Below are 25,732 nucleotides of genomic sequence, written 5' to 3' on the forward strand. Positions count from 1 at the left end.
ACGTGAGACGGATGCCGCTGGGCGCACACTCTTGAGGTGAGAGACAATGAGCACACGACACCGCCGTGTGCGCGGTGACGAGCCGGGGACGGGATGACCGACGACACGAGGGATGACGGCGAGCTGGTTGCCCTGGCCGCCGGAGGGAGCGAGCACGCCTTCCGTCAGCTCTACCGCGCCTACGTGCGGCCGGTCTACTGGATCGCCCACCGGCTCGTCGGCACGCCGGCGGACGCCGAGGACGTCACGCAGGAGACCTTCCTGGTGGCGTGGCGGAAGCTGCCCGATCTGGAGCTGGCCGGCGAATCGCTCCTGCCGTGGCTGGCGACGATCTGCCGGTTCCAGGCGGCCAACAGGGCCCGGCGCCAGAAGCGCGACCGGGAGCATACCTCCGCCGCGGCCGACGAGTCGCTCCCCGCGACCGTCGATGTGGAGCAGCAGGTCATCGACGACGACCTCGTCGCCCGCATCCTGCACGAGGTGGCCGCGCTGAGTCCGCTTGATCGCGAGATCTTCCGCCTCTGCGCGGCGGAGGGCTACGGCTACCAGGCCGCCGCCGACCGCCTCGGCGTCGCGCACGGCGTCGTGCGCAATCGTCTCTCCCGGATCCGCACACGTCTGCGGACGAGCGTGAAGGAGAGCACATGAACACGCGAGAGCCGCAGACCGCACTTCCCGCACTGTCCGAAGAGCGCGTGGCCGCGATCGAGGAGGCACTGTTCGCGGACATCGCACGCGAGCGGCAGGGCGAGTCCGTCCGGCGCCGCCGGCGCGGACGCTGGTGGGTCGCGGGCGGCGCCGCCGCCGCCGTGATCCTCATCGCGGCGGTCATCGCCCCGAACCTGTCGGGAGTCGTCGGCGTGGGCGGGTCGTCGGGAGGCGACGCGGTCGCTCCCGAGATCGCGCCGGGATTCGCCGGTGACGGCGACTCCGGCGGCGCCGTGGATGCCGCCGACGGCGGCGGAGCGGCCACGGAGGACTCCGGCGACGACGCCGCCGGCGAACGGGAGATGATCACGACGGCCTCCGCCACGCTGGTCGTGGCGGACGTCGGGGATGCCGCCCGCGCGATCGGCGAAGCCGCCGAGAGCCGTGACGGCTACGTCGAGTCCTTGAACGTGGATGCGGCCGCCTCGGAGGTTCCCGAGGGCGCCGAGCCCGGGATGACCGACGACCAGGGCGTGTCGTACCCCTACCCGTACCCGCCGGGAGGAGCCTGGATCACCGTTCGCGTGCCCGCGGAAGCCCTCACCGGACTGATCGACGAACTCGATCGCCTCGGGGAGGTCACGACGTCCACGATCTCGCGGCAGGACGTCACCGATCAGGCCATCGACCTGCGCGCACGGATCGACGCGGCGCAGGCCTCGGTGGACCGCCTCATGGACCTGATGTCCGAGGCGGGCGACCTCTCGGACCTGATCGCGGCCGAAGCTGCGCTGTCGGAGCGCCAGGCCATGCTCGAGTCGTACCAGCAGGAGCTGGAGTGGGTCGAGCGGCAGGTGGCGATGTCCTCGCTGACGGTCTCGCTCACCCCGGACGTCGAGATCGTCGAGGCCGATCCCGCCGGCTTCGGCGACGGACTGGCCGCAGGATGGAACGGTCTTATCGCGACCCTCAACGGGATCGTCGTCGCGCTCGGCTTCCTGATTCCCTGGATCGCCGTGGTCGGTGCGGGGGCGCTCATCGTGTGGGCGGTCCTGCGGGCGGTGCGCGGTCGTCGGCGCACGGGGGACGACGCCGCCGCGGAGTGAATGCCCCATCCGAAAGTCGCACGGCTCCGAAGAGAGCGTGGCACCCGGTCACCCAGACGACGACCGCCGTCGGCCGAGGTCGCTCTGTACGAAGGAGTACGCGATGTTGAAGAAGACATGGGGAATGGCCGCCGGCACGGCGCTGGTGGCAGCGATGGTCCTCGGGGCCGCCGGGGGCGCGTCCGCAGCGCATGACGACAACCCGTCGCCGAAGGTCGGCAGCTACACCTACGGACTCGCCTCGATCCAGCCCGCCGCGGTGCCCGGGGGCGATGCCTCCGGAACGACGCGGGTGAAGGCGCTTCCGAACGGCAAGCTGCAGGTGACGGTCGAGGCGTGGGGCCTATCCCCCAACCTGCCCCACGCCATGCACCTCCACGGCGTCGACGGCCCCAGCCTCGATCAGGGCTGCCCCGGGCCCGCCCAGGCCGGAGAGGACGGCGTTGTGACCGTTCTGGACGGCGTGCCCTTCTACGGCGGCATCCTCACCTCGCTCACCAGCACGGGCGACGTCACCCCGGCGTCCGCGCTCGCCCTCGACCGGTACGCGACGGCGGACGCCGACGGGTACCTGTACTACCAGCGCACGCTCTCGAGCCCCGAAGGGTACGCCAACGCCGACACGGTGCAGGTGATCGTCCACGGCATCGACTTCGACGGCAACGGCATGTACGCCTTCAACGCCGACGACCCGTTCGCCAGCCGGTCGTCCTCGCTCGGCGCCGGGATCCCGCTCGAGGCGACCGTGCCGGTCCTGTGCGGCGGCATCGCGAACTGACCCGAGGAAGACAGAAGAGCCGGTCCTGTGGACCGGCTCTTCTGGTTGGTGACCCCAGCGGGATTCGAACCCGCGTTACCGCCGTGAGAGAGCGTTTTCGGGCCACATCCGCATGTTTGCGCGGACGAGAACTGTTGTTTTTATGCGGATTCTTGCACCTGTGTATCGACACATGTCGGTTTCAAATGTGGGCAAAATGTGGGCAAACGCCAAGTTACCGCCCCATCTCGATAACATCTGGGATGTCACACGACGGCCCAAGGGACGACTCTTGCGTCATAGGCCGATTGATGGTCCGCCGGGACTGGAGGGTCCACTGTGTGGCCGGCTGGGGTCGTACGGTCCGGCACCGGGGAAGTACCGGTCGACGGTTGGTGCTCGCCGGGGCTCCTGGATTCGGACCTCCGGCGCAAGGCCGATATCGCGCGCGCGACTCATGAAGCGCGTCGCAGTGCTCTGACTGATCTTCAGAGTGTCGGAGACGAGCTTGAGCGGAGGGTAGCTGAGAGCGGTCGCGACGCGGTAGATCGCGATCGCGTCGAGGATGGAGTCTCTTTGCTCGCGTCCTTCCCGAGCGAGTTGGCGAGCGAGGAACACTCGGGCACCGATGGGCTGGCTCTCGCCGACATCCACTGTGACCACATCGAGTGCTGAATTCGTCATGATCCAGTGCGTGCGGACTTCACGCAGCACCTGGCTCGTGATGTCGACGCCTCCCCCCTCGCGCTCGAGGGCGGCGAATGCGACAGCGGAGCGACCGAGTGCTGCATCCCACTCCACGCGTACCGTGATCGTGCCAGGGACATCCTTTTCGCCCGATACGCGTGCGTGCCACGATCGCGGCACGCTCACTCCGCTCCCGAGATCGATCCGCTCGTCACCGATGTCGTACGTCTGCAGCTCCGCCATGGAACCCACTATTCCACTCCGCCGGAGAATTCGCGAAGATGACTGTCGATCTTGGCTCACATCTGTGGTACTTTGCGTCGAAGGGAGACTGACGCTGTTGGCTCAAACGTGAGGAAGGCCATGAATCGCTCATCGGATTGTCTGGCTCTGACGATGAAGGATGCCGCGAAGCTCGTAGGCGTCGACTACCGCACGATCAAGTTGGGCATGGAGAACGGGACTATTCCGTCGGTCCAACTGGGGCTGCGGCGAATGATCCCGCGCGCCGCACTCCTGCGCGTGTTCGGCGTCGACGCCTGATCACGAGTTGCTCCTGACGTTTCTGGATCACGGACCAGGAGAGGGCCCTCAGAGCGACAGCCCGCCGCGCGAGGCAGAAGAGTTCGGCGTAACCCATGGTGTCGACGCCTCGAGTGATCGCGCGCGTGCCGCTCGCCGCAGCTCGGCGTCTGCCGCGCGCGGTAGTGCCCCTTAACGTGGTGTAGTTCGCGGTGGCCGGTCTCGTCGTAGACGTGGGCGCGGTCACCGTGTAGTCCCTTCGAGGAATCTCCTACAACCCACTCGAAAGGCATCTTCACGATGACCGCACCTCATATTGTCGACCCTGCCGGCCTGCTTGGCGAAGCCCTCGTGGACGCGTCGCCGGATCTGATGCGCAGCCTGCTGCAGACCATGATCAACGCGCTGCTGTCCGCCGACGCGGATGCCGTGGTCGGCGCGGAATGGGGCCAGCGCTCCGCCGACCGGACCGCGCAACGTAACGGCTACCGGCATCGGGATCTGGATACCCGGGTCGGCACGATCGACGTTCAGATCCCGAAGCTGCGGCAGGGCACGTACTTCCCGGAGTGGCTGCTGGAGCGCCGCAAACGCGCCGAGACCGCGCTGATCACCGTGGTCGCGGACTGCTATCTCGCCGGGGTCTCGACCCGCCGGATGGACAAGCTGGTGAAGACCCTCGGGATCCACTCGCTGTCGAAGTCGCAGGTGTCCCGGATGGCGGCGGAGCTCGACGAGCACGTCGACCAGTTCCGGCACCGGCCGCTCGGCGACGCAGGGCCGTTCACGTTCGTCGCCGCCGACGCGCTGACGATGAAGGTCCGTGAGGGCGGCCGCGTCATCAACGCAGTGGTGCTGATCGCGACCGGCGTCAACGCCGACGGCCGCCGTGAGGTCCTCGGCCTGCGGGTCGCGACCAGCGAGACCGGGGCGGCATGGAACAGCTTCTTCGCCGACCTCGTCGCCCGCGGCCTGGGCGGGGTGCGCCTGGTCACCTCCGACGCGCACCCAGGCCTGGTGGAAGCGATCGCGGCGAACCTGCCCGGCGCGGTCTGGCAAAGGTGCAGAACCCATTACGCCGCGAACCTGATGTCCGTGACTCCGAAGACGATGTGGCCGGCGGTGAAAGCGATGCTGCACTCCGTCTACGACCAGCCCGACGCCGCCGTGCACGCGCAGTTCGACCGGCTGCTGGACTACGTCGACCAGAAGCTGCCCGACGCGTTCGAGCACCTCGATGCCGCCCGGGCCGACATCCTCGCGTTCACCGGGTTCCCCGAAGGGCTCTGGCAGCAGATCTGGTCCAACAATCCGAACGAGCGCCTCAACCGGGAGATCCGCCGCCGCACCGACTCGGTCGGCATCTTCCCGAACCGGGACGCGATCATCCGCCTCGTCGGCGCCGTGCTCGCCGAGCAGACCGACGAATGGGCCGAAGGCCGCCGGTACCTCGGCCTCGACATCCTCGCCAAGTCCCGGCTCACCCTGATCCCCGACACCGGAAGCGAGGTGGGCACCGACATCGTCCTCGAGCTCAGCGCCTAACGCATCAACAGCTCGAAGGAACCAGAGCTACACCACTTCCCGGGGCTTGACCCCGCGCGCATCGCGTCCTGGATCGTCAGCTCGGTCGTGCCGCGCATCATCGTCGCGCCGATGTTGCCGATCGCATCCTGGTCGGTCCGGGCGATCGTGACGGCCACGTTCTGGTGCCGCCCGCGCGTCAGGCCGACGTAGAGGCCGGCCGCGTCGACATCCGGCCCCACCACTGCGGCATCCGTCGTCTCGCCTTGAATGCCATGCACCGTCGACGCGTACGCAAGTTGCAGGTGATCGAGCGCGTATTCGCGGCTCACCCGGCGAATCTCACCACTGTCACCGACCGAGGCGAGGTCAATGCTTGCATCCCAAATGTTGCGCACCACCCATTGCGCACGATTCTCAACCCCGGTGCGCGGATCATTGCGGCGGGTCTGCACGATGTCGCCAACCAGGATGTGCTGCTCCCCCATCCCCAGCGCCAGCGTCGTGGGATCCAGCTCACCGTCATTGACCCGTCGTTGCTGGATGGCGTCGTTGATCGCGTCCGCCTCATCATTGGTACCGGCGACCAGCGCAACGCGCTTGCTGCGGGCGTGCCAATCGAAGTAGGCCGCGACCATTGCGTCGCGTGCTTCCTCCGCGCTGGCCACCCGCTGCACGTGCCCGTGTTCGAGCAACTCCCCCGCGACTTGGAGTGCGTCGTCGCGGTCGCGGGGGTTGCGGACGCGCAGCGTGAGCGCGGCGTACTCGGGATCGCTGAACCGGTGCACGGTGTCGAGTTCGACGGATGCTGTCGCGTAGCGCACCGCGGATGCCATCGCTCCTGCATGCCCGACCGGGAGTGCCTGGTTCGGGTCTCCCACCATCGCCACGCCGACACCGTGCTCGAGGGCGAGATCGACAAGCGCGGCCGCAGTCTGCAGGTCGACCATGCCGGCCTCGTCCACCACGATCCGATCGCCCCTCCGGAGGACGAATCTGGCTGGCCCGTCGTAGACAACCCCCGTCGTCGGGTCCGCCTCGCCGCGGGACAGACGCGCCCAGACTTGGGCTCCGGCGGAGTCAGTGTGCCAGCGGTAGCCGTGGTCGGCGAGCAGCGCGTGCAGGCTCGAGGCCGCGGCACCGACTTCGCGCGATGCGACCGATGCCGCCTTCCGGGTCGGCGCGACCACCAGCATCCGTCGCCGCTGTCCTGCCAGTCCCGCGTATGCGACGCGCAACATCGTGGTCTTGCCCGCGCCAGCCGGCCCGGTGACCGCCACCAGCCCACCCCTCCCCGCGATCGCGCCCGCTGCTGCGAGCTGCGAGGCATCCAGGGTGTCGATGTCCTCGATGGATGCTGCGGCACGACCTAGCTCGGTCGGCAGGAGTGAGCGGCCGGGTGAGGCGAGAGCATCGAGGCGCCCTGAGAGACGGATCTTCAGGCGCATCGTCTCGGTCGCCATGTACGCCTTCACGTGACCGGGAATGTCCGCGCCCCCAGCGAGGCGCACGGACTTGCGATGCGCTCGTTCGGAGATCTCGTCGATCGTCGCGGTCAACGTGTCGCGCGGCGCGATCACGCCGCTGCGCGAGAGGGCGCGAATGGCGCCGGCACGAAGATCGAACGAGCTGAACCGGCCGCCAGAACGGGTCGACCGCGCGTCGGCGTCTACGACCGCAGCATCCGACAGCAGATCTAGGTCCAGCGCGTCCGTCGGCGTCGCGGTGTGCGCGATCGGAGACCGATCGCGGGTGAGTGCTGGCTCGATAACCTCCAGCTCGTCGCGGACCGTTGCCTCCCAGGACTGCTCGTCCAGGTGGGCCGGCTTGTTCGGGCGCGACATCGCCCACGCTCGACGGTCAATCTGCGTCAGAACCCGGATGCTGGGGCGCGCACCGTCGTGCTCGGCGGTCCATACCGCAACCAGCCTCGCTCGGTTCCGCTCGATTTGCGCTGACCGACGCGAGAAGGGCCGTACCGCTCCGGCGAGCTGCGCCACCTCTCCGTCGTCATCGAGAGTGAATCCGTGGCGCGCGAGGGCGGCCATCCACTGCGGGTCAGTGCGGGCAGCGAGATCGCCTTCGGCATTGATCACCGTGTGCAGCTTCATCGCGACGCGTGAGTCGACGTTCGACCACTTGCCGTCCTCACCGAGGACCTTGATGTTCAACCACATATGACGGTGAGCGTGCGGGTCCAGCGCCCGTGAGCGACGATGCTGCAGCTCGACGACCTCGATGCGGGTGATGTCCTCTCGGATCAGCCCACCGTGACCACGGCGCGCGTTCAGCTCGCGCTGCCAGGTCAGCAGGATTTGATCCCGCAGCCGGTCCTGCAGCGCCTCAAACTCGGTCGCGAGTTCCGGATGCAGCAACGCAGCGATGCTGTACGACTTCGGGTGATTGAGCGTGCCGTCCAGCAAGAGGTCGGCGTCAGCGCTCAGCCGTTGCCGGCCGCGCTCCTCACCACTGACAGGGTCGTGGCCCGTGATCCACACACGAAGCCCGCCGGCAGTGAGTTCGTCGGCGGAGATGCGGCCGTGGTCGACGACGAAACGCGCAACAGTCGAGTCCGATGCCAGACCATACGCTTCGAGCGCATCACCACCGGACGCGTGCTGGAGATGAGCGTCACAGGTCCCCTCGAGCGCGTACGCAATCGCGTGTCGTACCCCTCGGGACTCAACCCCACGCTTCCACCGCTCAAGGCCACCTCGCATGCAGTCAGAGTAGGGCTGGTTTTTACGTTTGGCCAGGACTTTTTACGCCTTGAAGGAACCTGTGGCGGGATGCGCCTAAATGGTACCGATCAGGCGCCCCACCGCGATGGGTGCCTGCGTGCATTGCTGTTCATCGGTGTTCCGGACTTGGACCGTTTCGGCTCCGACGCTGTCGGTGGCAGCCGCCGGGTTGTGCGTTGTGTTGCGCTGCTCGATCGAGGCCGCATGGCGACCAGGGCGATCTCTTGAGGCGAAGTTTCGATTCGCGTGTCGCCGACGCTCGAGTCTCCCCGCGGTCTCGAATGGCGCTGAACGACTATGGGCTTGCTCGCCACGACCCGCAGACAGAACGAGGGTCCTATTGCGTCGAACGCTCCAACTGCACCCCGGCTGACCCGTCGGACGGGACCGTGCTCAGGTGCGTTCTTCGAGCGCCCGCACGACCTGTCGAAATTCGTCTGGGGTGATCTCGCCGCGCGCAAGGCGTTCCTCGGCGATCTGACGCGCTGTGTTCGGCGCCGACGGAACCTGTCCCCCACGCGGAGACGAACCTGAAGCTGCGGTGCGGACGATCAAGATGATGACTGCCGCCAAGCTGAGCAGCAACATCACGCCGCCGAACCACATCCAGCCCCACCCGAAGCCGTTTCCGTACATCATGAGCTGACCGCCCTTCTATCCGCCTGCCTGGCCGATCCGTGACTCCAGCTTGCGCTGAAGCTTGAGCGTCCCTATAGGTCGAACGACCCGCGGTGCAAAGCACGGCATACTTCTCATGAACCTTCCCGGGGACATTGATGATTGCCAAGTCGACGGCTCCGAAACCGCGTGTCGTGGGTGATCGACGTAAAGACATGCGAGGCGCGTGTGCGGCCTCTTCGCGATGGATGCTAACGAAAACAGCGATTCAGGCACCATCCGGACACGAGCTCCCAGCCAGCCTGACGGTGGACGGTTCCTCGGTCTCGGCGATAGCTCACGGGTGTCCGTATCGGTGGGGATCGGCGTCGAAAGCCTTGGCGCATCCGATTGAGCAGAAGTAGAACGTGGTGCCGCCGTGCTCTCGGGTTGTGGCGGCTGTGGCGGGGTCGATCGGCATTCCGCAGATCGGGTCAGTGACTAATACTGTGTTGTCGGTCGTGTCGTCGGTGTGGTGTGTCATGGGATTCTCCTCGGGTTGGGGTCAGGCAGGGGACCGTCAGGATGCTGCGGGAGCGGGAGCGGGAGCGGGAGGTGAGGGCAGGCGCAGCCTCTTGAGCAGGAGCGCGTTGACGGCGACGATGACGCTGGAGCCGGACATGGAGATGGCGGCGATCTCCGGGCTGAGCATGATCCCCAGCGAGGAGACGAACACGCCGGCGGCGATCGGGAGGGCAACGGCGTTGTAGCCGATGGCCCAGCCGAGGTTCTGTCGCATCTTGCGAACGGTGCCTTTTCCGATCCGCAGCGCGATCGCGACGTCGAGCGGGTCGGAGCGCATCAGAACGACATCAGCAGTCTCGATGGCCACATCGGTTCCTGCGCCGATGGCGATGCCCAGGTCTGCTTGAGCGAGGGCGGGGGCGTCGTTCACGCCGTCGCCGACCATGGCAACCTTCTTGCCCGCGCGTTGCAGCTCGGCGATCCGTGCGGACTTGTCCTCGGGGAGGACTTCGGCGATCACGGTGTCGATGCCCAACAGGGAAGCGATCCGCTTTGCCGTGGGTTCGTTGTCGCCGGTGAGCATGACGACCTCGATGCCAGCCTCGTGCAGGGCCGTGACCGCTGCGGCGGCGGTTTCTCGCGGCGCGTCCGCCAGCGCGATCACCCCCGCTGCCTCGCCGTCCACCGCGAATGCGATGGCGGTGCGGCCGGTGGAGGCCAGTCCGTGGAGGGCTGCCTCGATGGGGCTGATGTCGATGCCCTCGTCGGCCATCAAACGGGTGTTGCCCATCACCACGCGGTGGCCGTCGACGGTGGCGACCGCGCCGAGCCCGGTCACGTTCCGGAATGCGCTGGCGGTGCGTCGGGGGATGTTGCGGGCGTCGGCGTAGGCGACGACCGCCCTGGCGAGCGGATGCTCAGATTCGCGTTCCGCTGCGGCCGCGAGGGAGAGCAGTTCGATGTCGTTCATGTCGATCGGCAGGTAGTCCGTGACTTCGGGTTCGCCCTTGGTCAGAGTGCCGGTCTTGTCGAGGACGACCATATCGATATGGGCAGCGGATTCCAGGGCGCTGGCGTTCTTGAACAGCACGCCGCGTTTGGCGCCGAGTCCGGTGCCGACCATGATCGCAGTCGGTGTGGCCAGGCCGAGCGCGTCGGGGCAGGTGATCACCACGACGGTGATGGCGAACAGGATCGCCGTGGGCACCGGCGCGCCGGTGAGCCACCAGGCCAGGAAGGTGACCGTGCCGCCGATCAGGGCGACCAGGACCAGCCAGAACGCGGCACGGTCGGCGAGGCGTTGCCCGGGGGCCTTGGAGTTCTGCGCTTCCTGAACGAGGGCGACGATCTGCGCGAGGGCGGTGTCGGCGCCGACCTTGGTGGCCCGCACCCGGAGGGTCCCGGTGGTGTTGACGGTGGCCCCGATCACCTCGGAGCCGGGCGTCTTGAGGACCGGCAGGCTCTCTCCGGTCACCATCGATTCGTCGATCTCCGAGTCGCCTTCTTCGACGGTGCCGTCGGTCGGGATCTTCGCGCCGGGTCGCACCAGCATGAGATCGCCGGGGACGACGTCGGCGGTGGGCACCTCGACCTCTTCGCCGTCGCGGAGCACGACGGCGCGGGGAGGGGCGAGCTCGAGCAGGGTGCGAATCGCGTCGTTCGCCCCGCCGCGGGCGCGCATCTCCACCCAGTGGCCGAGCAGAACGAAGGCGGCAAGCACGGTGGCTGCCTCATAGAACACTTCACCGCCGCCGGTGAGGGTGACCGCCACGCTGTACAGCCAGCCGGTGCCGACACCGACCGCGACCAGCACCATCATGTCCAGGGTCCGGGCTCGGAGCGCGCGGAAAGCACCATCGAAGAAGATCCAGGCGGAGTAGAAGATCACCGGCAGCGAGAGGATCAGCGAGAAAACGTCATCGCGCAGCCCGAACGGTGCGGGAACGGTGAACCCCAGCACCTCCCGGCCGATCGGGGACCACAAGATGATCGGCACGGACAGCACGGCGGCCACGATGAAACGGTTGCGCATATCGCGGATCATCGACGCCATGGACATTCCCGCGTGGCTTCCGCCGTGCCCCATCACATCCTGCATGCTGCGGTCGGCCATCTCGTGGCCGCCGTGATCCGGAGCTTGGTGTGGGCCCTGGCTCGCGGGGGTCTCGCCGCCTACAGGTGCGGGGCTGGTCATCGCGGCGTGATCGTGAGCCGGGCTCGCCGGGCCCAGGGGCCGTGCATCGCCGGGCGCCGGCACGTGTGGTTCGGTCAGGGGCGGGCGGTGGTCGGTGTGCGCCGGCCGGGTGGGGTCGTCGGCGGGATCGCAGATGTGCTCGGGGACGGACTGCCCGGCGCAGTGGTAGCCGCACTCGATGATCCACTGCCGCAGCTGATCCTGTGAGGTCAGCTCCGGGTTGTAGGTCACGTTCGCGGTCTGGGAGACCGGGTTCGCCTCGACATCAGTGACACCCGCCTGCCGCAGCAGGGTGGCCTCGACCGTGGCCTTGGAGGACGCCCAGGACAACCCCTCGACTTCCAACACCACGGTTCGCGTCGCGTTGCTCATGGTCTTCTCTTCTCGGTGATCGGCGGACGTGGGTTCATTGTGAAGCGTCCGTCCTGATGACAGTCCGCCAGGTGTTTCCGGCGTCGGTGGTTATGCGCACTCCGCCCTCGTCAGCGATGGCGACAGCTCCGTCGAAGCTGGCCGCGATTGCCGAAGCGGCGCCGGTGGCGTGCCCGGCGGTCTTCCAGACGGCCCCCTCGGTCGTGCTTCCGGTCCAGATCGTGCCGTCCGCATCGACCCCGATGATGCCCTCCTCCGCTGTCGGGTCGGCCGTGATCACCAGAAGCGCCGGGGCGTTGGCGACCGCGGTGAAGGTGATGCCGCCGTCGCGGCTGACCACCAGACCCTCCGGAGTGGTGGCAGTGACCACATCGGCTTTCATCGGGTCGATGCTGATGTCACGTGCCGTCAGCGGGCCAAGGTCCTCCCAGGTCTGCCCGGCATCACTGCTCGCCGCGAGGACCGCCCGGTCGGACGGAAGCCCGAGGAGGAAGTCGGGGGCGGCGGGGGTGGCGGCGAGAAGGTGGAAGTCGGTGACGCCTGCCAGCGACACCTGTTCCCAGCCGGCGTCGCTGTAGCGGACCAGGCCCACGTTGGGGGCAGTGAAGGTGTGGTCCTGGTTGGCCGGGTCAGGGTGGCCGGACGCGAGGATGGTGTCCGCGTGGACGGTCAGTCCCATCGCATCGAAGGTGGTCTTCCCGACCAGGGAGGTGTCGTCCGTCGTCGGGTCGACCCGGTAGACACCGGTGTGTGCGCCGACCAGCACCGCCCCGTCCGGGTCGAAAGCGACGTCGTGGACGTGCGGGATGAGATCGAGCGAGGTCTCATTCTCGGGTACAGCCGCGCATGCGGCGGCGGTCAGGACAACCGTGGTGGCGAGGCCAAAAGCGGCGAGAGTGCGTGTATGTGTCTTCATGGTGGCGGTCTCCCTGGGTCAGGGGCCGGCCGTCGGGTACGGCCGGCCCCTGACGGTCAGAGTGTCGCGAGAATGTCCTCCATCGTGGTGATCTCGGTGGTCTGTGAGGCGATGATGGCCTCTGCGAGGGCGATCACGTCGGCGTTCTGGCCGTTCTCGACCTCGGTCTGCGCCATGTCGATCGCGCCCTGATGGTGGACGATCATCTGCTCCAGGAAGAGGCGGGACGCCTCCACACCACTGGCGTCCTCGAGGGCTTGCATGTCGGTGTCGGACATCATCCCGTGGTCCATGCCGCCCATGTCCCCCATCGGGGTGCCCCAGTCATCGAGCCAGGACTCCATCAGCTCGATCTCCGGGCCTTGGGCGGCCTTGATCTGCTCCGCCAGGGTGCTGACGCGCTCGTCGATGCCGTCCTTGCCGAGGATCATGTCGGCCATCTCAACGGCTTGTTCGTGATGGGGAATCATCATCATCGTGAACTGCATGTCGGCGTTGTTCACGTCGGCAGCGGGAGACGCCGACGAGCCCATTCCGGGCATGTTGGGCATCCCGCCGCTGCCGGTGGTGCCGGCGCAGCCGGCGAGGGCGAGCAGGGCGGTCAGGGTGATCGCGGCGGTCGCCGCGGCACGGTTCTTCATGTGGTTCTCCTCAGTCGTCTGTGTGGCGCGCACGATCGGTGTGATCGCGCGCGAAAGCTCGGCTGCCCTGACGGGTCAGCGAGCTGCCATCACGTACGACTGATGCAGAGAACGAGAAGAGAGGGTGGTCGGGACAGCGCTGCCCGGCCGGCGACCATGAGGGGTCCGGCGCGGCCGAACACGACACCCCAGCTGACGCCAGCGCGGGGCAGGAGGAAAAGCAGCGATACGACCAGGAGGGCAAGGACGCACGCCATCGCGAGCATGGCTTCATGCCCACCGCAGTCGGGGCAACCGTCGTCAGCCGGTGGCGCATCGTGGCCGTGGGCGGCGCCGGCTTCCTGCACGGACACGGCGGCGGCAGGCTCGGCGTGGCCTGTCGGGGCGGCCAGCGCGTGCATGGCGAGCAGCCCGATGATGAGCGCGGCGGTGAGGGCGATGAGCAACAGCACAGAGTGACCCAGCCCGGAAGGGCCGCGACGCAGATGCTGCGCGAGAGTGATCATCGAGAACTCACCTCCTCCCCTTCAGGGTAATCGTCCCTGGCGGCCGGCATGGAACCGCCAGCCGCCAGGTCTCAAACGTGCTGCGGTTCCCGCGCCACGGGTGCGGTCGGTACCGTCGGCGCCGGCGCTGGGCGGAACCGTCGCAGGCGGAGGCTGTTGGTCACCACAAACACCGACGACAGGGCCATCGCTGCGGCGGCAACCAGGGGGTTGAGCAGGCCGAGCATCGCGATCGGGATCGCGGCGATGTTGTACGCGAACGCCCAGAACAGGTTGCCCTTGATGGTGCCCAGCGTCCGGCGCGACAGTCGGATCGCATCCGCGACAACCAGGAGATCGCCGGAGGCGATGGTTACGTCGCTGGCGGCGATGGCGGCGTCCGTCCCGCCGCCCATCGCGATGCCGAGGTCGGCCGCGGCGAGGGCGGCGGCATCGTTCACACCGTCGCCGACCATGGCCACCACACGCCCCGAGGATTGCAGCTGCCGGATGGCGTCGAGCTTTCCTGCGGGGGTGACCCCAGCCCGAACCTCATCGATGCCGACCAGACCCGCGATGTGCTCGGCGGCGCCGGCGTTGTCGCCCGTGAGCAGCACGGGACGCAGGCCCAGGGCGCGGAATCGGGCGATCGCGTCCGCGCTGGTGGGCTTGACGGTGTCGGAGACCGCGACGATGCCGAGGAAGTCCCCGTCGCGGGCGACCGCGATCACCGTGCCCCCAGCAGCCTCCAACACCTCAGCCTCACCGCGGAAACGGATCGGCAGATGAACGGACCACTGGTCCTGCACCCACTCCGGGCGTCCAGCCACGACGAGCGAGCCTTCCAGAACGGCCTGGACGCCGAACCCGGCGTGCGACGCGAACGACTCCGCCACCGGTGCCGCGCCACCATGAGCGCTCGCGATGGCCCGCGCCACGGGGTGTTCGGATCCCCACTCCGCGCCGGCGGCGATCCGCAGCAACTCGTCATCGGTAACGCCGGGCGCCGCCGAGACGGTGGTGACGGTCATCGCGCCCTGGGTGATGGTTCCGGTCTTGTCCAGCACGATCGTGTCGACCTGACGGGTCTGCTCAAGCACCTGCGGCCCACGAATGAGGATGCCCAGCTGTGACCCGCGTCCGGTGCCGACCAGCAGCGCGGTCGGAGTGGCCAAGCCCAGCGCGCACGGGCAGGCGATGATCAGCGTCGCCACCGCAGCAGTGAACGCGACCTCGACGGACCCACCGACCAGCATCCACCCGACGAAAGCGACGATGGCCAGGAGGATCACGATCGGAACGAACACGGCCGAGACCCGGTCGGCGAGACGCTGCACGCGCGCCTTGCCGGTCTGAGCGTCATCCATCAGCCGCTGCATCCGCGCCAGCTCCGTGTCCGCCCCGACCCTCGTGATCTCGACGATCAGGCGTCCGCCAACGTTCACGGTGGCGCCCACGACGCGGGATCCGACGGTGACCTCGACCGGCACGGATTCGCCGGTCAGCATGCTGGCGTCGATCGCCGAGGCGCCGTCGACGACGAGCCCGTCCGAGGGGATCTTCTCGCCGGGGCGCACCAGCACCCGGTCCCCGACGGCAAGCTGTGCGACCGGAACACGCTGCTCCACCCCGCCGACGAGGCGCGTGGCGTCCTTGGCGCCGAGTTCGAGCAGGGCGCGCAACGCCTCGGAGGAGGACTTCTTCGCCCGGGCTTCGGCGTACCGGCCGGCCAGGATGAACACCGTGACGAGGGCGGCGACTTCCAGGTAGATCTCCCCGCTTCCCGCTTCCGGGCTGCCGAAGAGGGTGAAGGTCATGTGCATGCCCGGCATCCCCGCCATCCCGAAGAACAGCGCGTACAACGACCAGCCGAAAGCGGCGATCACGCCAACGCTGATCAGGGTGTCCATCGTGGCGGCGCCGTGGCGGGCGTTCACGAACGCTGCGCGGTGGAACGGCCAGGCGCCCCACACCGCGACCGGCGCGGTCAGGGTCAGCGCGAGCCACTGCCAGTAGGTGAACTGCAGCACCGGGATCATCGACATGAGCGCGACCGGCACGGCCAGGGCCGTGCTGATCAGCAGCCGGCGTCGCAGGGACACCAGCTCGACGTCGTCGGGGGGTGTTGCGGCCGTTGTGAACTCATCGATGACGGGGGCGGGAAGCGTCGCGGAGTAGCCGGCGGATTCGACCGCCGCGATCAGCTGCGCCGTCTCCACCCCGTCGGCGTGCACGCGCGCCTTCTCGGTCGCGTAATTGACCGTCGCCTCCACACCCGGGATCTTGTTGAGCTTGCGCTCGATCCGGGTCGCGCAGGATGCGCAGGTCATCCCCGAGATCTCGAGGTCCACATCGACGGTGCTCATGCGGGTGTGCCGGCGAGGGCGTACCCCGCCTCCTCCACCGCGGCTCGCACGCGTGCGGCATCGATCGGCGCGGCGCTGTGGATCGTGACCCGTGAGGTGCCGCCGGCGTTCAGGTCGACCGAGACGTTGTCGACACCGTCGATCGCGGAGATCTCCTCGGTGACGCTCATCACGCAGTGCGAGCAGGTCATCCCCTCAACCAGCACCTCTTCGGTGATCGTGGATGCGGCGGGCTGCGTGTCGGGGACGGATGCCGTGGCGCAGCAGCTGCATCCGGCGGCGGAGTCGGTCAGGCCCAGGTCGGTGCGCTCGTTCGTGGTCATGATGTGTGTCCTTTCGGTTCAGGGGTAGGGGTCAGGAGCGGACAAGGCGAGCGATCGCCTCGTTCGCTTCTCGGATCTTCTCTTCGGCTACCGGGCCGCCTTCAGCTGCAGCCTCAGCGACGCAGTGGGACAGATGATCCGCCAGCAGCGACAACGCGACCGTCTCCAGCGCGCTCGTCGCCGCCGACACCTGGGTGAGGATGTCGATGCAGTACTTGTCGTTGTCGACCATTCGCGCGATGCCGCGCACCTGCCCCTCAGCCCGGCTCAGCCGCTTCAGCAGATCATCTTTGTTTCCCGCATAACCGTTCATGACTCCATACTATACCCCCCTAGGGTATATATGGCGTTGTCGCGCTCAGCGCGCGGGGGGCGAGGAAAGTCTCACGCTCGCCTGCCAGCGGGAAGGCTCCGCGCGTCCGGCGGCGGACAGTCCAGAACTACTCGGTGGTGGTCTCGTTCGCGCAGCTTCGGTCTGCTTCTCCCGAGAAGGTTGGCGCGGCTCGCGAGGCCGCCTCTTCCGGAGTGGTTGCCGGCCCGTTGGTTTGAATGTCGTCGATAAGCCAGTCCATCAGGAGGATCTCCCGTTTCTGCGCCTCGATGATCTCGACGGCCAGCTCGCAGACGCGCACGTCTTGTATCTGTGCGCGCTCGGACCGCGTGATGGCGAGGGAGTGGTGCGGGATCATCCCATTCATGAACGCGGTGTCGCCGACGGTGATCTGGCTGCGATCCAGAAACACGCCTCCGGCGATCAGGAGGATTCCGACGCCGACGATGGCGATGTTCGCCTTGGTGTTCTTGTACATGTTCAGCATCCAGGCGATCATCACGAGCACCATGGCGCCGCCCATGGTGACGGTCATGAACACCCGGCTCTGACTGAACCGGATGTGGCTCCACTCCCATGAGCCGACGAACATGACCCAGTACATGACGACCATGGCAGTGAGGATCATCGCCGCGAATCGCAGGTACATCGCAGCCGACGTGCGGGGCTTGTCGTCTTCCGAGTGTTGGTGATCTGAGGTGTGCTGATCGTTATCGGTTTTCGACATCAGAGGCGTCCTTTCTTTGCTCGATCTGACTCTCTACAGGCTGCGCAGCAGTTCCTCACAGGCCTGCTCGCAGCGTCGGCATGACTCCGCGCACACACGGCAGTGCTCGTGCATGTCTGCGTGACGCTCGCACTCGTCTGCGCATGCTCTACATGCCGATCGGCACGCTTCCACGGCCGCTCGGGTGATGTTCGCGTCGTACCCGGTGTGCCGTGACAGCACACGCGCCGTGACCGCGCACAGGTCGGCGCAGTCCAGATTGGTGCGAATGCACTTCGTCAGCTCCGCGACCATCTCCTCGCTCAAGCAAGCGTCCGCGCACGCAGTGCAGGCCTGCGCGCACTCCACACACGCGTCGATACAACGCGCCAGCGCCCTCTCATCAACATTCCCGAGACTCTTCGGGTAGGTGCGCAGCATGACCTCGGTGACCGTCATGGCCGTCTCCTTTCGAAGGGGTTTGAACGCCGGTAACGTAAGCCGCTCGCAACGCGCACAGTAAGGGCCTTGCATACTCCACCGGGGTACGGTAACCCGCAATAAGCGACGGCCGCGGGGTTGTGTCACCGGCGCAACCTCGCGGCTGAGATGGGCGCCATGCGTGTGCTCGTTTGGGCCCCTGGCGAAGATCCGCCGTCGGTACAGTAAGCACTGTATAGTCATCGAGTGCTGACTATCGCGAATCGCCTGGATGTCATGAATCGACTGGGACGGGCAATGGCCGACCCGACACGATCGCGGATTCTGATGACCCTGCTCGGCGGCCCGAGCTATCCGGCTGTACTCGCTCGCGAACTGGAACTATCCCGGTCTAATGTCTCCAACCACCTCACCTGCCTTCGCGACTGCGGCATCGTGATCGCCGAGCCCGAGGGGCGTCAAACTCGCTACGAGATTGCTGATGGCCATCTGGCCGTCGCGCTCACCGCTCTCGTGGATGTCACCCTGGCGGTCGATGAGAGCGCGCCGTGCGTGGACGCATCCTGCACGGTTCCCGGCTGCTGCGAGGTCGCACCGTGACGACGCTCACGCCTGAGCGACGGGAGCGGCTGCATCGCCGTGTGCGGTTCATCGTCGCTTTCACGATCACCTACAACGTGCTCGAGGCGGTCATCGCGATCTGGGCGGGTGTGCTCGCCTCTTCTGCCGCTCTCATCGGGTTCGGTTTGGACTCTGTCGTCGAAGTGCTCTCGGCCGTCGCGGTGGCGTGGCAGTTCACCCGGAAGGATCCGGAGCGGTGGGAGAAGGCCACGGTTCGCGCGATCGGGCTCGCGTTCTTCGCCCTCGCGGGCTACGTCACCATCGACGCGATCCTGAGCCTCGTCTCGAGAGACGCCCCCGAGCACAGTCCGCTCGGCCTCGGGATCACCGCGTTGAGCCTGCTGGTGATGCCAGCGCTCGCCTGGTACGAAACGCGCACAGGTCGAGAACTCGGATCCAAGAGCGTGCTCGCCGACGCGAAGCAGCTACTGCTCTGTGTCTACCTCTCCGGCGCCGTATTCATCGGTCTGATTCTGAACAGCCTTCTCGGATGGTGGTGGGCCGACTCTGTCGCCGCGCTCGTCGTCGCAGCCCTCGCCGTCCGTGAAGGCATCGAAGCGTGGCGCGGAGACATCGAGTCTCCCTTCGAGGTCCTCAGTGAGATGAAAGAGGATGGCCGAGGATCCGCGTAATCCCGCGATTCTCGCCCGCGCGCAGCGACTCGCGCTCACCACGATGGCCTGACTCCGGACGGAGGCGATGTCGGGTGGCCTGTCTACACTCTCGAGCATGGGCAGCATATCCCCATACGATTCGGCGCAGGGCCGCCGGTACCGCGTGCGATACCGCAAGCCCGACCAGACCCAGACGGACAAGCGCGGCTTCCGAACAAAGCGCGAGGCCGAACTCTTTCTGGCGTCAGTCGAATTAGACAAGGCTCGCGGCGGCTACATCGATCCGGGTAGGGCGCGCGTCACGGTCGAGCAGTGGATGGCAATCTGGCTCTCGTCGCGCACCGACGTGCGGGCGACCACCCGAGATCGCATCGAGGGGATCATCGCTAAGCACGTCAATCCGAAGCTTGGACATCTGCCACTCAGCGACGTGACCCGACTGGGGGTGCAGCAATGGGCGTCCACGCTGCCTGGCGAACCTGCCACGGTCCGCAAGATCGTCCTCGTGCTATCGGGCGCACTTCAACTCGCCGTTGAGGATGGCCGTCTGTCTCATAACCCCGCCGCGACCCTGCGGCTGGCGAGGACGGTGCAGAAGCGTAAGCGGTACCTCAGCCATGCCGAGGTCGGAGCACTCGCGCAAGCTGTGGGCCGACAACCGAACGGCGCCGAGCTGGGCTACGACATCCTCGTGCTTGTACTGGCATACTGCGGACTCCGTTGGGGCGAAGCGTCGGGATTGCGTGTGAAGGACGTCGACCTGGAACGCAGCCGACTCAACGTAGAGGCCACGGTCGTCATGGTGAAGGGCCACCAGAGGGAGGAGGCGCCGAAGGACTACGAGCACCGGTCGATTCCCATTCCTGCTTTCCTCCGCCCGCACCTCGCCCGCCAGATCGCCGGCCGGTCCCCCCACTCACCGGTCTTCTACGGTCAGCGCACGGGTACGTGGTTGCGCAACGCGGTCTTTCGCCTCGGCTGGTTCAACGACGCGGCTGCCAGTATCGGGTTGACAGGCCTGACTCCGCACGAGTTGCGCCACACGGCGGCGTCTCTGGCGATCTCAGCCGGAGCGAACGTCAAAGCGGTGCAGCGAATGCTCGGCCATGCCAAGGCCAGCGTTACCCTCGACGTGTACGCCGACCTGTTCGAGGAGGATCTCGATGCCGTCGCGGTCTCGCTCAACGCGGCTGCTCTCCAGACGACTGTCGGCGACTTCTACGCTGTGGCTGAGACCGAGTAGACAAACCCCGCTTTGAGCCTCATCGCCCCGGCGAGCACGGCCTGACAGAGTGCGATCGCTGCGCCTCGGGACCTCAAGGCGAGACGGAGTGATGGTCAAAAGCCTGGCAAAGACGCCCCGAAATCCGCGTTTCCAGCCGACCATCTGCAGGCAACGACTCTGGGATCCGTGGGCAAAATGTGGGCAGATCCGAACATCGCCCACATGGACGTCCTCCGAGAATGACGAAAACCCCCGGATAACCGGGGGTTTTCGTTGGTGACCCCAGCGGGATTCGAACCCGCGTTACCGCCGTGAGAGGGCGGCGTACTAGGCCGCTATACGATGGGGCCGCTTTCGCAACCGTTCGATTATGGCATGTGTTCGGATGCCCGCCAAATCGACACGGGTCCCGGTTCCGGCCCTTGCCGAGGGTCGGTGGCGGCGGTTGACTCGACCCATGCGAGTCACGAAATACGAACACGCCACGCTCACCGTCCACGATGCCGGGAAGACGCTGGTGATCGATCCCGGCTCGTTCACCGCTCCCCTCGGCGAGCTCGAGCAGGTGGTGGGAGTGGTCATCACCCATGAGCACCCCGACCACTGGACCCCCGAGCACCTCACCCGCATCCTGCGGACCTTCCCCGACGCCGTGGTCTACGGGCCGGCGGGTGTCGTGGCCGCGGCATCCGACTTCGACATCGTGGGGGTCGCCCCCGGCGACACCCGGGAGGTCGGGCCGTTCCGTCTGACGTTCTTCGGGGGCAGGCACGCGCTCATCCACGAGTCGATCCCCGTGGTCGACAACGTCGGCGTCCTCGTCAACGACGCCTTCTACTACCCGGGCGACTCGTACACCGTGCCCGGAGGGGCCGAGGTGAAGCTCCTCGCGGCACCGGTCGGGGCGCCCTGGCTCAAGATCGGCGACGCCATGGACTTCGTGCTGAAGGTCGCCCCGCGGCAGGCCTTCGGCACCCACGACATGACGCTGTCCGTCGCCGGTCGCCAGATGGGCAGAGCACGGCTGGCGTGGGCCGTGGAGCAGGACGGCGGGGAGTTCCTCGAGCTCGAGGTCGGCGAGGCCGCCGACATCTGAGTCGCTCCGAGACGGAGAAAGCGGATGCCGCGCCGGCTTCGAGCCGCGGCATCCGCTTTCTGGTCCGTCGCCTCGTCAGAGGCGTGTGCCGGAGTGGCCTCTCACTCGGCGTCGAGGTCGGTCTCGAGCAGCGCGACGAGTTCGTCGAGGGCCTGATCGGCACCCTCGCCTTCGGCCTTCAGCGTCACGACCGTGCCCTGCGAGGCGCCGAGGCCCATGAGCGACAGGATGCTGCCGGCGTTGAGGTCGGGCCCGCCGTCGACGGCGATCGTCACCGGGACCGGCTTCTCCTGCACCGCCTGCACGAAGAGCTTCGCGGGGCGGGCGTGCAGGCCTGAGCTGCTGGCGATGGTGGCGGTGCGTTCTGCCATGTCGTCTCCTCGATCGATTTCGTCGGTCACGCCGGGACGGCGGTCTTCAGGGGGGCCTCGGCCTGCTCGAGCTCCTTGCGGCCCACGAACCGCTTGAGGGCCACGACGACCAGGGCCGTCACGACGGTACCGGCCGCGAGGGCGATGAGGAAGCCCCAGATGGGGTTGATGGCGAAGAACACGAAGATCCCGCCATGGGGTGCCAGCGACTGGACGCCGAAGACCATCGTGAGCGCACCGGTCACCGCACCGCCGATCATCGAGGCGGGGATCACGCGCAGCGGGTCGGCCGCGGCGAACGGGATCGCACCCTCGCTGATGAAGGCCGCACCGAGCAGCCACGCGGCCTTGCCGTTCTCGCGCTCCACCGGGGTGAACACGTTGCGGGCGAGGACGGTCGACGCGAGGGCCATGGCCAGCGGCGGGACCATGCCCGCGGCCATGACCGCGCCCATGATCAGGTACGGCGTGGCGTTTTCGGCCGTGGCCGCGGCCAGGCCCGCGGTCGCGAAGGCGTAGGCCACCTTGTTGACCGGGCCGCCGAGGTCGAAGCACATCATGAGACCGAGGATCACACCGACGAGAACGATGCCCGAGGTGCCGGCGAGGCCGTTGAGCCAGACGGTGAGGCCCTCCATGAGAGCGGCGATCGGGCGGCCGAGGAAGAGGATCATCAGGCCCGACGCCACGATGGACGCCACGAGGGGGATGATCACGACCGGCATGAGACCGCGCAGCCAGCGCGGGGCGCTGAGGCTGCCCAGCCACCACGCGACGAAGCCGGCGAGCAGACCTCCGACGATGCCGCCGATGAACCCGGCGTTCATGAGGACGGCCACCGCACCGGCGACGAAGCCGGGCGCGATGCCGGGACGGTCGGCGATCGCGAACGCGATGTAGCCCGCCAGAGCCGACACCAGGAATCCCATCGATGTGGCGCCGATCATGAAGAAGACCGAACCGAGGTAGAGCCCGACGTTGCCGAGCAGCAGGTTCTCGCCGCCCTCGGGGAGGTTCCACAGCGCGTTCTGGGTGATGATCGTGCCCGCGTTGTCGGTGACGTCGTAGCCGCCGAGCAGGAAGCCGAGCGCGATGAGGAGTCCGCCGCCGGCGACGAACGGGATCATGTAGCTCACGCCGGTCAGCAGGATGCGCTGGATACGTGCACCCCACGACAGGGTCTCCGCGGGCGCGGAATCGGAGGCCGTGGCCGTGCCGCCCACGCGCGTCGCGTTCGGGTCCTTCGCGGCGGCGACCGCGTCGGCGATTAGCTGGTCGGGCTGCTCGATGCCGCGCTTGACTCCGGCGCGGACGACCGGCTTGCCCGCGAAGCGCTGGGGCTCGCGGACGTCGACGTCGGTGGCGAAGATCACGGCGTCGGCGTTGTCGATCACGTCGCGGGGCAGCGCCTGATAGCCGCTGGAGCCCTGCGGCTCGACGACGAGGTCGACGCCGTTCTTCTTGCCGGCGGCCGTCAGCGCGTCCGCGGCCATGAACGTGTGGGCGATGCCGGTGGCGCACGCGGTGACCGCCACGATGCGCGCGGGCCGGCCGTCGACCTCGAGCCCGGATGCCGCGGCGGTCGGTGCGGCAGCTGTCGGTGCGGCAGCTGTCGCGGCGGGGGCCGCGGCCGGGGCGGCTGCGGAGTCCTCCTCGCCGATGGCACGGCGGACGATGCCGACGACCTCCTCCGCGGTGGTGGCCGCTCGCAGACCCGCGGTGAAGTCGTCCTGCATCAGGCTGCGCGCGAGCTTGGACAGCACGGCCAAGTGAGCTTCGGCGGCGCCTTCCGGCGCCGCGATCAGGAACACCAGATCGGCCGGGCCGTCCGGCGCGCCGAAGTCGACCCCGGGGGCGAGGCGGGCGAAGGCGAGCGAGGGCTGCGTGACGGCGGCGCTCTTGGCGTGCGGGATCGCGATGCCGCCGGGCAGGCCGGTCTCGTCCTTCTGCTCGCGGGCCCAGGCGTCGGTGAACAGTGCCGCGCCGTCGGTGGCGCGGCCGGTGGCCGCCACGCGCTCGGCGAGAGCACGGATGACGGCGGCTTTGTCGTCTCCGAGCGTCTCGTCGAGGCTGACGAGCTCCGGGGTGATGGTGTCGGACATGGTTCCTCCGTGGTGGTGGTGCGGGGTTCAGAACAGACGGGTGACGGGGACGGTTCCGTCAGGGAGATCGCTCGGCGTGGGCGCCTGCGTGCCCGGGAGCGAAGCAGCGGCAGCGCCGTAGCGGATGCCGGTGGCGAGGGATTCCTCGGGCGTGCCGCCCGCGGCATCCGAGATCAGGAATCCGGCGAGCGAGCTGTCGCCGGCGCCCACGGTGCTGCGGACCTGGATCCGGGGCGGCGTCGCCGCCCAGGCCGCGTCGGCCCTCAGGTACACCGCGCCGTGCGCGCCGAGGGTGATCAGGGCCGCGCCGGTGCGTGAGGGGACGAGATGCCGCGCGATGCGCACGACATCCTCGACGAGCGGCGTCGCCGGATCGAGGGCGATGCCGGTCAGCTCGCTGAGCTCGTCCTCGTTCGGTTTGATGAGGTCCGGGGCACCATGAGCGACGACGTCGCGCAGAGCCGGCCCGGATGTGTCCACGGCGATGCGCGGGGCGTCGGGACCGAGGGCGGAGCGCACCGCCGCGATGACCTGGACGTAGAACGCGTCGCCCGCACCGGGTGGGAGGGATCCGGCCAGCACGAGCCAGTCGGCGCCTCGCGCGACGTCGACGGTCGCGGCGATGAGGGCGTCCAGCTCGGCGGCGTCGAGGATCGCGCCCGGCAGGTTGAGCTTGGTGGTCACCCCGGCGGGGTCGGTGATGGTGATGTTCGCTCGGACGTGACCGCGCACGGGTACGCGCACGGCATCCACACCGGCCCCGCGCAGCGCCGCGTCGAAGGGGTCGTCGACCGCCAAGGGCAGGACGGCGCGCGTGGCTCCGCCGGCGGCCGCGATCACCCGGGCGACGTTGATCCCCTTTCCTCCGGCATCCTCGCGCGACGCCGTCGCCGTCTGCACTTCGCCCGGCTGCAGCGGCGCGGCGAGCGTCACCGTGCGATCGAGCGACGGATGGGCGGTGAGGGTGACGATCATGCGTTCCAGACCTCCACATCGGCGTCCGCCAGCGCGAGCGCGAGCTCGGCGTCGGGCCGAGCGTCGCTGACGAGCACGTCCACGTCGGCCAGTGCGCCGAAGCCGACGAGCAGCTCGCGCCCGAGCTTGTCACGGTCGGCGACGACGACGACACGCCGCGCGGCACTCACGATCGCGCGCTTGACGGCGGCCTCGTCGGGGTCGGGCGTGCTCAGGCCGAAGCCGGCGGAGACGCCGTTCGTGCCGACGAAGGCCACATCGGGCCGCAGGTTCTCGATGGTCCGGACGGTGTCCGAGCCCACGGCGGCAGCGGTGACGCCTCGGACGCGGCCGCCGATGACGGTGAGGTCCGCACCGGACTGCCCGGCCAGCTCTGCGGCCAGGCTCAGCGCGTGGGTGACGATCTCGATGCCGCCGGCGCGCAGCCGCGGCGCGAGACTCTGGGCGACCGCGGCCGTGGTGGTTCCGGCGTCGAAGTAGACCGAGCCCTGGAAGCCCTCGCCGATCGCGCGCGCCGCGCGGGCACCGATGGCGGCCTTCGCGGCGCTGTGGACGCTCCGGCGCTCGACGAGGGTCGCCTCAGCGGTGGAGCCGCTGTCGATCGGGACCGCTCCGCCGTGGACCCGTCGCAGCAGGCCGGCGGTCTCGAGCAGGTCGAGGTCGCGGCGGACGGTCTCCGTCGTGACGTCGAAGCGCTGGGCGAGGTCGACGACGCTCACGCGCCCGTCGGCACGGAGTCGGCGCTCGATGAGCTGCTGACGCTCCGCTGCGTACATGGTCCGTGCCCTTCGCTGGGATTTCCCACACAGTACAACACATTCCCACATAGAACAAGACATTCGTCGC

The 25,732-nt window shown here is 68.0% G+C and carries 27 protein-coding genes and 1 tRNA gene; 10 read left to right on the forward strand and 18 right to left on the reverse strand.

What is annotated here, in order from left to right:
* Window positions 1–93: 93 nt before the first annotated feature.
* The 3 genes from NFR93_RS03510 to NFR93_RS03520 all read left to right on the forward strand — a co-directional run bounded on the left by NFR93_RS03510 (window position 94) and on the right by NFR93_RS03520 (window position 2,532).
* Entirely contained in the window at window positions 94–648 is a 555-nt protein-coding gene (locus tag NFR93_RS03510; RefSeq protein ID WP_251450064.1) for an RNA polymerase sigma factor, read from the forward strand.
* A complete protein-coding gene (locus NFR93_RS03515; protein WP_251450066.1) occupies window positions 645–1,754 on the forward strand; it encodes a DUF4349 domain-containing protein in 1,110 nt (369 codons plus the stop codon). The genes NFR93_RS03510 and NFR93_RS03515 overlap by 4 nt, the downstream gene beginning before the upstream one ends.
* 103 nt (window positions 1,755–1,857) lie before the next feature.
* Entirely contained in the window at window positions 1,858–2,532 is a 675-nt protein-coding gene (locus NFR93_RS03520; RefSeq protein WP_251450067.1) for a cupredoxin domain-containing protein, read from the forward strand.
* 276 nt (window positions 2,533–2,808) lie between these two features.
* Here NFR93_RS03520 and NFR93_RS03525 read toward each other — a convergent pair whose 3' ends face one another.
* Window positions 2,809–3,441, reverse strand: a complete 633-nt coding sequence (locus NFR93_RS03525) for a hypothetical protein (RefSeq protein ID WP_206686736.1) — start codon at window positions 3,439–3,441, stop codon at window positions 2,809–2,811.
* A gap of 120 nt (window positions 3,442–3,561) precedes the next feature.
* Here NFR93_RS03525 and NFR93_RS03530 point away from each other — a divergent pair, with 120 nt between their 5' ends.
* Complete coding sequence (locus tag NFR93_RS03530) at window positions 3,562–3,741, forward strand: helix-turn-helix domain-containing protein (RefSeq protein ID WP_241748168.1); 180 nt, start codon at window positions 3,562–3,564, stop codon at window positions 3,739–3,741.
* A gap of 279 nt (window positions 3,742–4,020) precedes the next feature.
* Window positions 4,021–5,265, forward strand: a complete 1,245-nt coding sequence (locus NFR93_RS03535; RefSeq protein ID WP_251450069.1) for an IS256 family transposase — start codon at window positions 4,021–4,023, stop codon at window positions 5,263–5,265.
* Here the strand turns inward: NFR93_RS03535 and NFR93_RS03540 are convergent.
* Window positions 5,262–7,742, reverse strand: a complete 2,481-nt coding sequence (locus NFR93_RS03540; protein ID WP_251451467.1) for an AAA family ATPase — start codon at window positions 7,740–7,742, stop codon at window positions 5,262–5,264. The genes NFR93_RS03535 and NFR93_RS03540 overlap by 4 nt on opposite strands.
* Between NFR93_RS03540 and NFR93_RS03545 the strand changes: the two genes are divergently transcribed.
* Window positions 7,644–8,213 (forward strand): hypothetical protein, encoded by a 570-nt coding sequence (locus NFR93_RS03545; protein WP_251451580.1) that lies wholly within the window; start codon window positions 7,644–7,646, stop codon window positions 8,211–8,213. The two genes, NFR93_RS03540 and NFR93_RS03545, sit on opposite strands and share 99 nt — an antisense overlap.
* 165 nt (window positions 8,214–8,378) lie before the next feature.
* Here the strand turns inward: NFR93_RS03545 and NFR93_RS03550 are convergent, their stop codons facing one another.
* The 11 genes from NFR93_RS03550 to NFR93_RS03600 all read right to left on the reverse strand — a co-directional run bounded on the left by NFR93_RS03550 (window position 8,379) and on the right by NFR93_RS03600 (window position 17,900).
* Entirely contained in the window at window positions 8,379–8,624 is a 246-nt protein-coding gene (locus tag NFR93_RS03550; RefSeq protein WP_251450071.1) for an SHOCT domain-containing protein, read from the reverse strand.
* Between the two features lie 316 nt (window positions 8,625–8,940).
* On the reverse strand, window positions 8,941–9,126 hold the full coding sequence (locus NFR93_RS03555; RefSeq protein WP_251450073.1) for a YHS domain-containing protein: 186 nt from the start codon (window positions 9,124–9,126) through the stop codon (window positions 8,941–8,943).
* A gap of 36 nt (window positions 9,127–9,162) precedes the next feature.
* Window positions 9,163–11,673: a heavy metal translocating P-type ATPase gene (locus tag NFR93_RS03560; protein ID WP_251450075.1), complete on the reverse strand. Its 2,511-nt coding sequence runs from the start codon at window positions 11,671–11,673 to the stop codon at window positions 9,163–9,165.
* Window positions 11,674–11,707: 34 nt separating this feature from the next.
* Entirely contained in the window at window positions 11,708–12,589 is an 882-nt protein-coding gene (locus tag NFR93_RS03565; protein ID WP_183498608.1) for a WD40/YVTN/BNR-like repeat-containing protein, read from the reverse strand.
* Window positions 12,590–12,645: 56 nt separating this feature from the next.
* Window positions 12,646–13,230 carry a DUF305 domain-containing protein gene (locus tag NFR93_RS03570; RefSeq protein ID WP_183498607.1) on the reverse strand — a complete coding sequence of 195 codons (585 nt, stop codon included), beginning with the start codon at window positions 13,228–13,230 and terminating at the stop codon, window positions 12,646–12,648.
* 89 nt (window positions 13,231–13,319) lie between these two features.
* Window positions 13,320–13,736 (reverse strand): DUF6153 family protein, encoded by a 417-nt coding sequence (locus NFR93_RS03575; RefSeq protein WP_206686735.1) that lies wholly within the window; start codon window positions 13,734–13,736, stop codon window positions 13,320–13,322.
* Window positions 13,737–13,807: 71 nt separating this feature from the next.
* Window positions 13,808–16,081, reverse strand: coding sequence for a heavy metal translocating P-type ATPase (locus NFR93_RS03580; protein ID WP_183498606.1), 2,274 nt, complete (start codon window positions 16,079–16,081; stop codon window positions 13,808–13,810).
* On the reverse strand, window positions 16,078–16,404 hold the full coding sequence (locus NFR93_RS03585) for a heavy-metal-associated domain-containing protein (protein WP_183498605.1): 327 nt from the start codon (window positions 16,402–16,404) through the stop codon (window positions 16,078–16,080). The genes NFR93_RS03580 and NFR93_RS03585 overlap by 4 nt, the downstream gene beginning before the upstream one ends.
* 31 nt (window positions 16,405–16,435) lie before the next feature.
* Entirely contained in the window at window positions 16,436–16,717 is a 282-nt protein-coding gene (locus tag NFR93_RS03590) for a metal-sensitive transcriptional regulator (protein WP_028495388.1), read from the reverse strand.
* Between the two features lie 127 nt (window positions 16,718–16,844).
* The gene (locus tag NFR93_RS03595; protein WP_206686734.1) at window positions 16,845–17,462 is read right to left on the reverse strand and encodes a DUF305 domain-containing protein; all 618 of its coding nucleotides are present in this window, start codon (window positions 17,460–17,462) and stop codon (window positions 16,845–16,847) included.
* Between the two features lie 33 nt (window positions 17,463–17,495).
* A complete protein-coding gene (locus NFR93_RS03600; protein ID WP_251450077.1) occupies window positions 17,496–17,900 on the reverse strand; it encodes a four-helix bundle copper-binding protein in 405 nt (134 codons plus the stop codon).
* 228 nt (window positions 17,901–18,128) lie between these two features.
* Between NFR93_RS03600 and cmtR the strand changes: the two genes are divergently transcribed.
* From cmtR to NFR93_RS03615, 3 genes are all read left to right on the forward strand, one after another.
* Window positions 18,129–18,482, forward strand: a complete 354-nt coding sequence (cmtR, locus tag NFR93_RS03605; protein WP_183498603.1) for a Cd(II)/Pb(II)-sensing metalloregulatory transcriptional regulator CmtR — start codon at window positions 18,129–18,131, stop codon at window positions 18,480–18,482.
* Window positions 18,431–19,135, forward strand: coding sequence for a cation diffusion facilitator family transporter (locus tag NFR93_RS03610; protein ID WP_373695451.1), 705 nt, complete (start codon window positions 18,431–18,433; stop codon window positions 19,133–19,135). The genes cmtR and NFR93_RS03610 overlap by 52 nt, the downstream gene beginning before the upstream one ends.
* Window positions 19,136–19,232: 97 nt before the next feature.
* Window positions 19,233–20,360, forward strand: coding sequence for a site-specific integrase (locus NFR93_RS03615; RefSeq protein ID WP_028495383.1), 1,128 nt, complete (start codon window positions 19,233–19,235; stop codon window positions 20,358–20,360).
* Window positions 20,361–20,616: 256 nt separating this feature from the next.
* Here NFR93_RS03615 and NFR93_RS03620 read toward each other — a convergent pair.
* Window positions 20,617–20,692: transfer RNA gene (locus NFR93_RS03620), tRNA-Glu, on the reverse strand.
* Window positions 20,693–20,799: 107 nt separating this feature from the next.
* Between NFR93_RS03620 and NFR93_RS03625 the strand changes: the two genes are divergently transcribed.
* Window positions 20,800–21,438, forward strand: coding sequence for an MBL fold metallo-hydrolase (locus NFR93_RS03625; RefSeq protein WP_251450078.1), 639 nt, complete (start codon window positions 20,800–20,802; stop codon window positions 21,436–21,438).
* 101 nt (window positions 21,439–21,539) lie between these two features.
* Here the strand turns inward: NFR93_RS03625 and NFR93_RS03630 are convergent, their stop codons facing one another.
* Genes NFR93_RS03630 through NFR93_RS03645 form a run of 4 tightly spaced genes read right to left on the reverse strand, consistent with a single transcriptional unit; the run spans window position 21,540 to window position 25,662 of the window.
* Complete coding sequence (locus NFR93_RS03630; RefSeq protein ID WP_251450080.1) at window positions 21,540–21,809, reverse strand: HPr family phosphocarrier protein; 270 nt, start codon at window positions 21,807–21,809, stop codon at window positions 21,540–21,542.
* 26 nt (window positions 21,810–21,835) lie between these two features.
* Window positions 21,836–23,911, reverse strand: a complete 2,076-nt coding sequence (locus tag NFR93_RS03635; RefSeq protein WP_251450082.1) for a PTS fructose transporter subunit IIABC — start codon at window positions 23,909–23,911, stop codon at window positions 21,836–21,838.
* A 27-nt stretch (window positions 23,912–23,938) separates the two neighbouring features.
* Window positions 23,939–24,886 (reverse strand): 1-phosphofructokinase family hexose kinase, encoded by a 948-nt coding sequence (locus NFR93_RS03640; protein WP_251450084.1) that lies wholly within the window; start codon window positions 24,884–24,886, stop codon window positions 23,939–23,941.
* Entirely contained in the window at window positions 24,883–25,662 is a 780-nt protein-coding gene (locus NFR93_RS03645; protein ID WP_251450086.1) for a DeoR/GlpR family DNA-binding transcription regulator, read from the reverse strand. Before NFR93_RS03645 ends, NFR93_RS03640 begins: the two co-directional genes overlap by 4 nt.
* Window positions 25,663–25,732 lie beyond the last annotated feature (70 nt).

Origin of the sequence: Microbacterium sp. Marseille-Q6648, assembly GCF_943181415.1 — a bacterium.
Lineage (GTDB): Bacteria > Actinomycetota > Actinomycetes > Actinomycetales > Microbacteriaceae > Microbacterium.

Bases quoted from the DNA above. Each gene is read 5' to 3' on its own strand.
- NFR93_RS03510 (WP_251450064.1), top strand. From the start codon at position 94: ATGACCGACGACACGAGGGATGACGGCGAGCTGGTTGCCCTGGCCGCC.
- NFR93_RS03515 (WP_251450066.1), top strand. From the start codon at position 645: ATGAACACGCGAGAGCCGCAGACCGCACTTCCCGCACTGTCCGAAGAG.
- NFR93_RS03520 (WP_251450067.1), top strand. From the start codon at position 1,858: ATGTTGAAGAAGACATGGGGAATGGCCGCCGGCACGGCGCTGGTGGCA.
- NFR93_RS03525 (WP_206686736.1), bottom strand. From the start codon at position 3,441: ATGGCGGAGCTGCAGACGTACGACATCGGTGACGAGCGGATCGATCTC.
- NFR93_RS03530 (WP_241748168.1), top strand. From the start codon at position 3,562: ATGAATCGCTCATCGGATTGTCTGGCTCTGACGATGAAGGATGCCGCG.
- NFR93_RS03535 (WP_251450069.1), top strand. From the start codon at position 4,021: ATGACCGCACCTCATATTGTCGACCCTGCCGGCCTGCTTGGCGAAGCC.
- NFR93_RS03550 (WP_251450071.1), bottom strand. From the start codon at position 8,624: ATGATGTACGGAAACGGCTTCGGGTGGGGCTGGATGTGGTTCGGCGGC.
- NFR93_RS03555 (WP_251450073.1), bottom strand. From the start codon at position 9,126: ATGACACACCACACCGACGACACGACCGACAACACAGTATTAGTCACT.
- NFR93_RS03560 (WP_251450075.1), bottom strand. From the start codon at position 11,673: ATGAGCAACGCGACGCGAACCGTGGTGTTGGAAGTCGAGGGGTTGTCC.
- NFR93_RS03565 (WP_183498608.1), bottom strand. From the start codon at position 12,589: ATGAAGACACATACACGCACTCTCGCCGCTTTTGGCCTCGCCACCACG.
- NFR93_RS03570 (WP_183498607.1), bottom strand. From the start codon at position 13,230: ATGAAGAACCGTGCCGCGGCGACCGCCGCGATCACCCTGACCGCCCTG.
- NFR93_RS03575 (WP_206686735.1), bottom strand. From the start codon at position 13,736: ATGATCACTCTCGCGCAGCATCTGCGTCGCGGCCCTTCCGGGCTGGGT.
- NFR93_RS03580 (WP_183498606.1), bottom strand. From the start codon at position 16,081: ATGAGCACCGTCGATGTGGACCTCGAGATCTCGGGGATGACCTGCGCA.
- NFR93_RS03585 (WP_183498605.1), bottom strand. From the start codon at position 16,404: ATGACCACGAACGAGCGCACCGACCTGGGCCTGACCGACTCCGCCGCC.
- NFR93_RS03590 (WP_028495388.1), bottom strand. From the start codon at position 16,717: ATGAACGGTTATGCGGGAAACAAAGATGATCTGCTGAAGCGGCTGAGC.
- NFR93_RS03595 (WP_206686734.1), bottom strand. From the start codon at position 17,462: ATGTCGAAAACCGATAACGATCAGCACACCTCAGATCACCAACACTCG.
- NFR93_RS03600 (WP_251450077.1), bottom strand. From the start codon at position 17,900: ATGACGGTCACCGAGGTCATGCTGCGCACCTACCCGAAGAGTCTCGGG.
- NFR93_RS03615 (WP_028495383.1), top strand. From the start codon at position 19,233: ATGGGCAGCATATCCCCATACGATTCGGCGCAGGGCCGCCGGTACCGC.
- NFR93_RS03625 (WP_251450078.1), top strand. From the start codon at position 20,800: ATGCGAGTCACGAAATACGAACACGCCACGCTCACCGTCCACGATGCC.
- NFR93_RS03630 (WP_251450080.1), bottom strand. From the start codon at position 21,809: ATGGCAGAACGCACCGCCACCATCGCCAGCAGCTCAGGCCTGCACGCC.
- NFR93_RS03635 (WP_251450082.1), bottom strand. From the start codon at position 23,911: ATGTCCGACACCATCACCCCGGAGCTCGTCAGCCTCGACGAGACGCTC.
- NFR93_RS03640 (WP_251450084.1), bottom strand. From the start codon at position 24,886: ATGATCGTCACCCTCACCGCCCATCCGTCGCTCGATCGCACGGTGACG.
- NFR93_RS03645 (WP_251450086.1), bottom strand. From the start codon at position 25,662: ATGTACGCAGCGGAGCGTCAGCAGCTCATCGAGCGCCGACTCCGTGCC.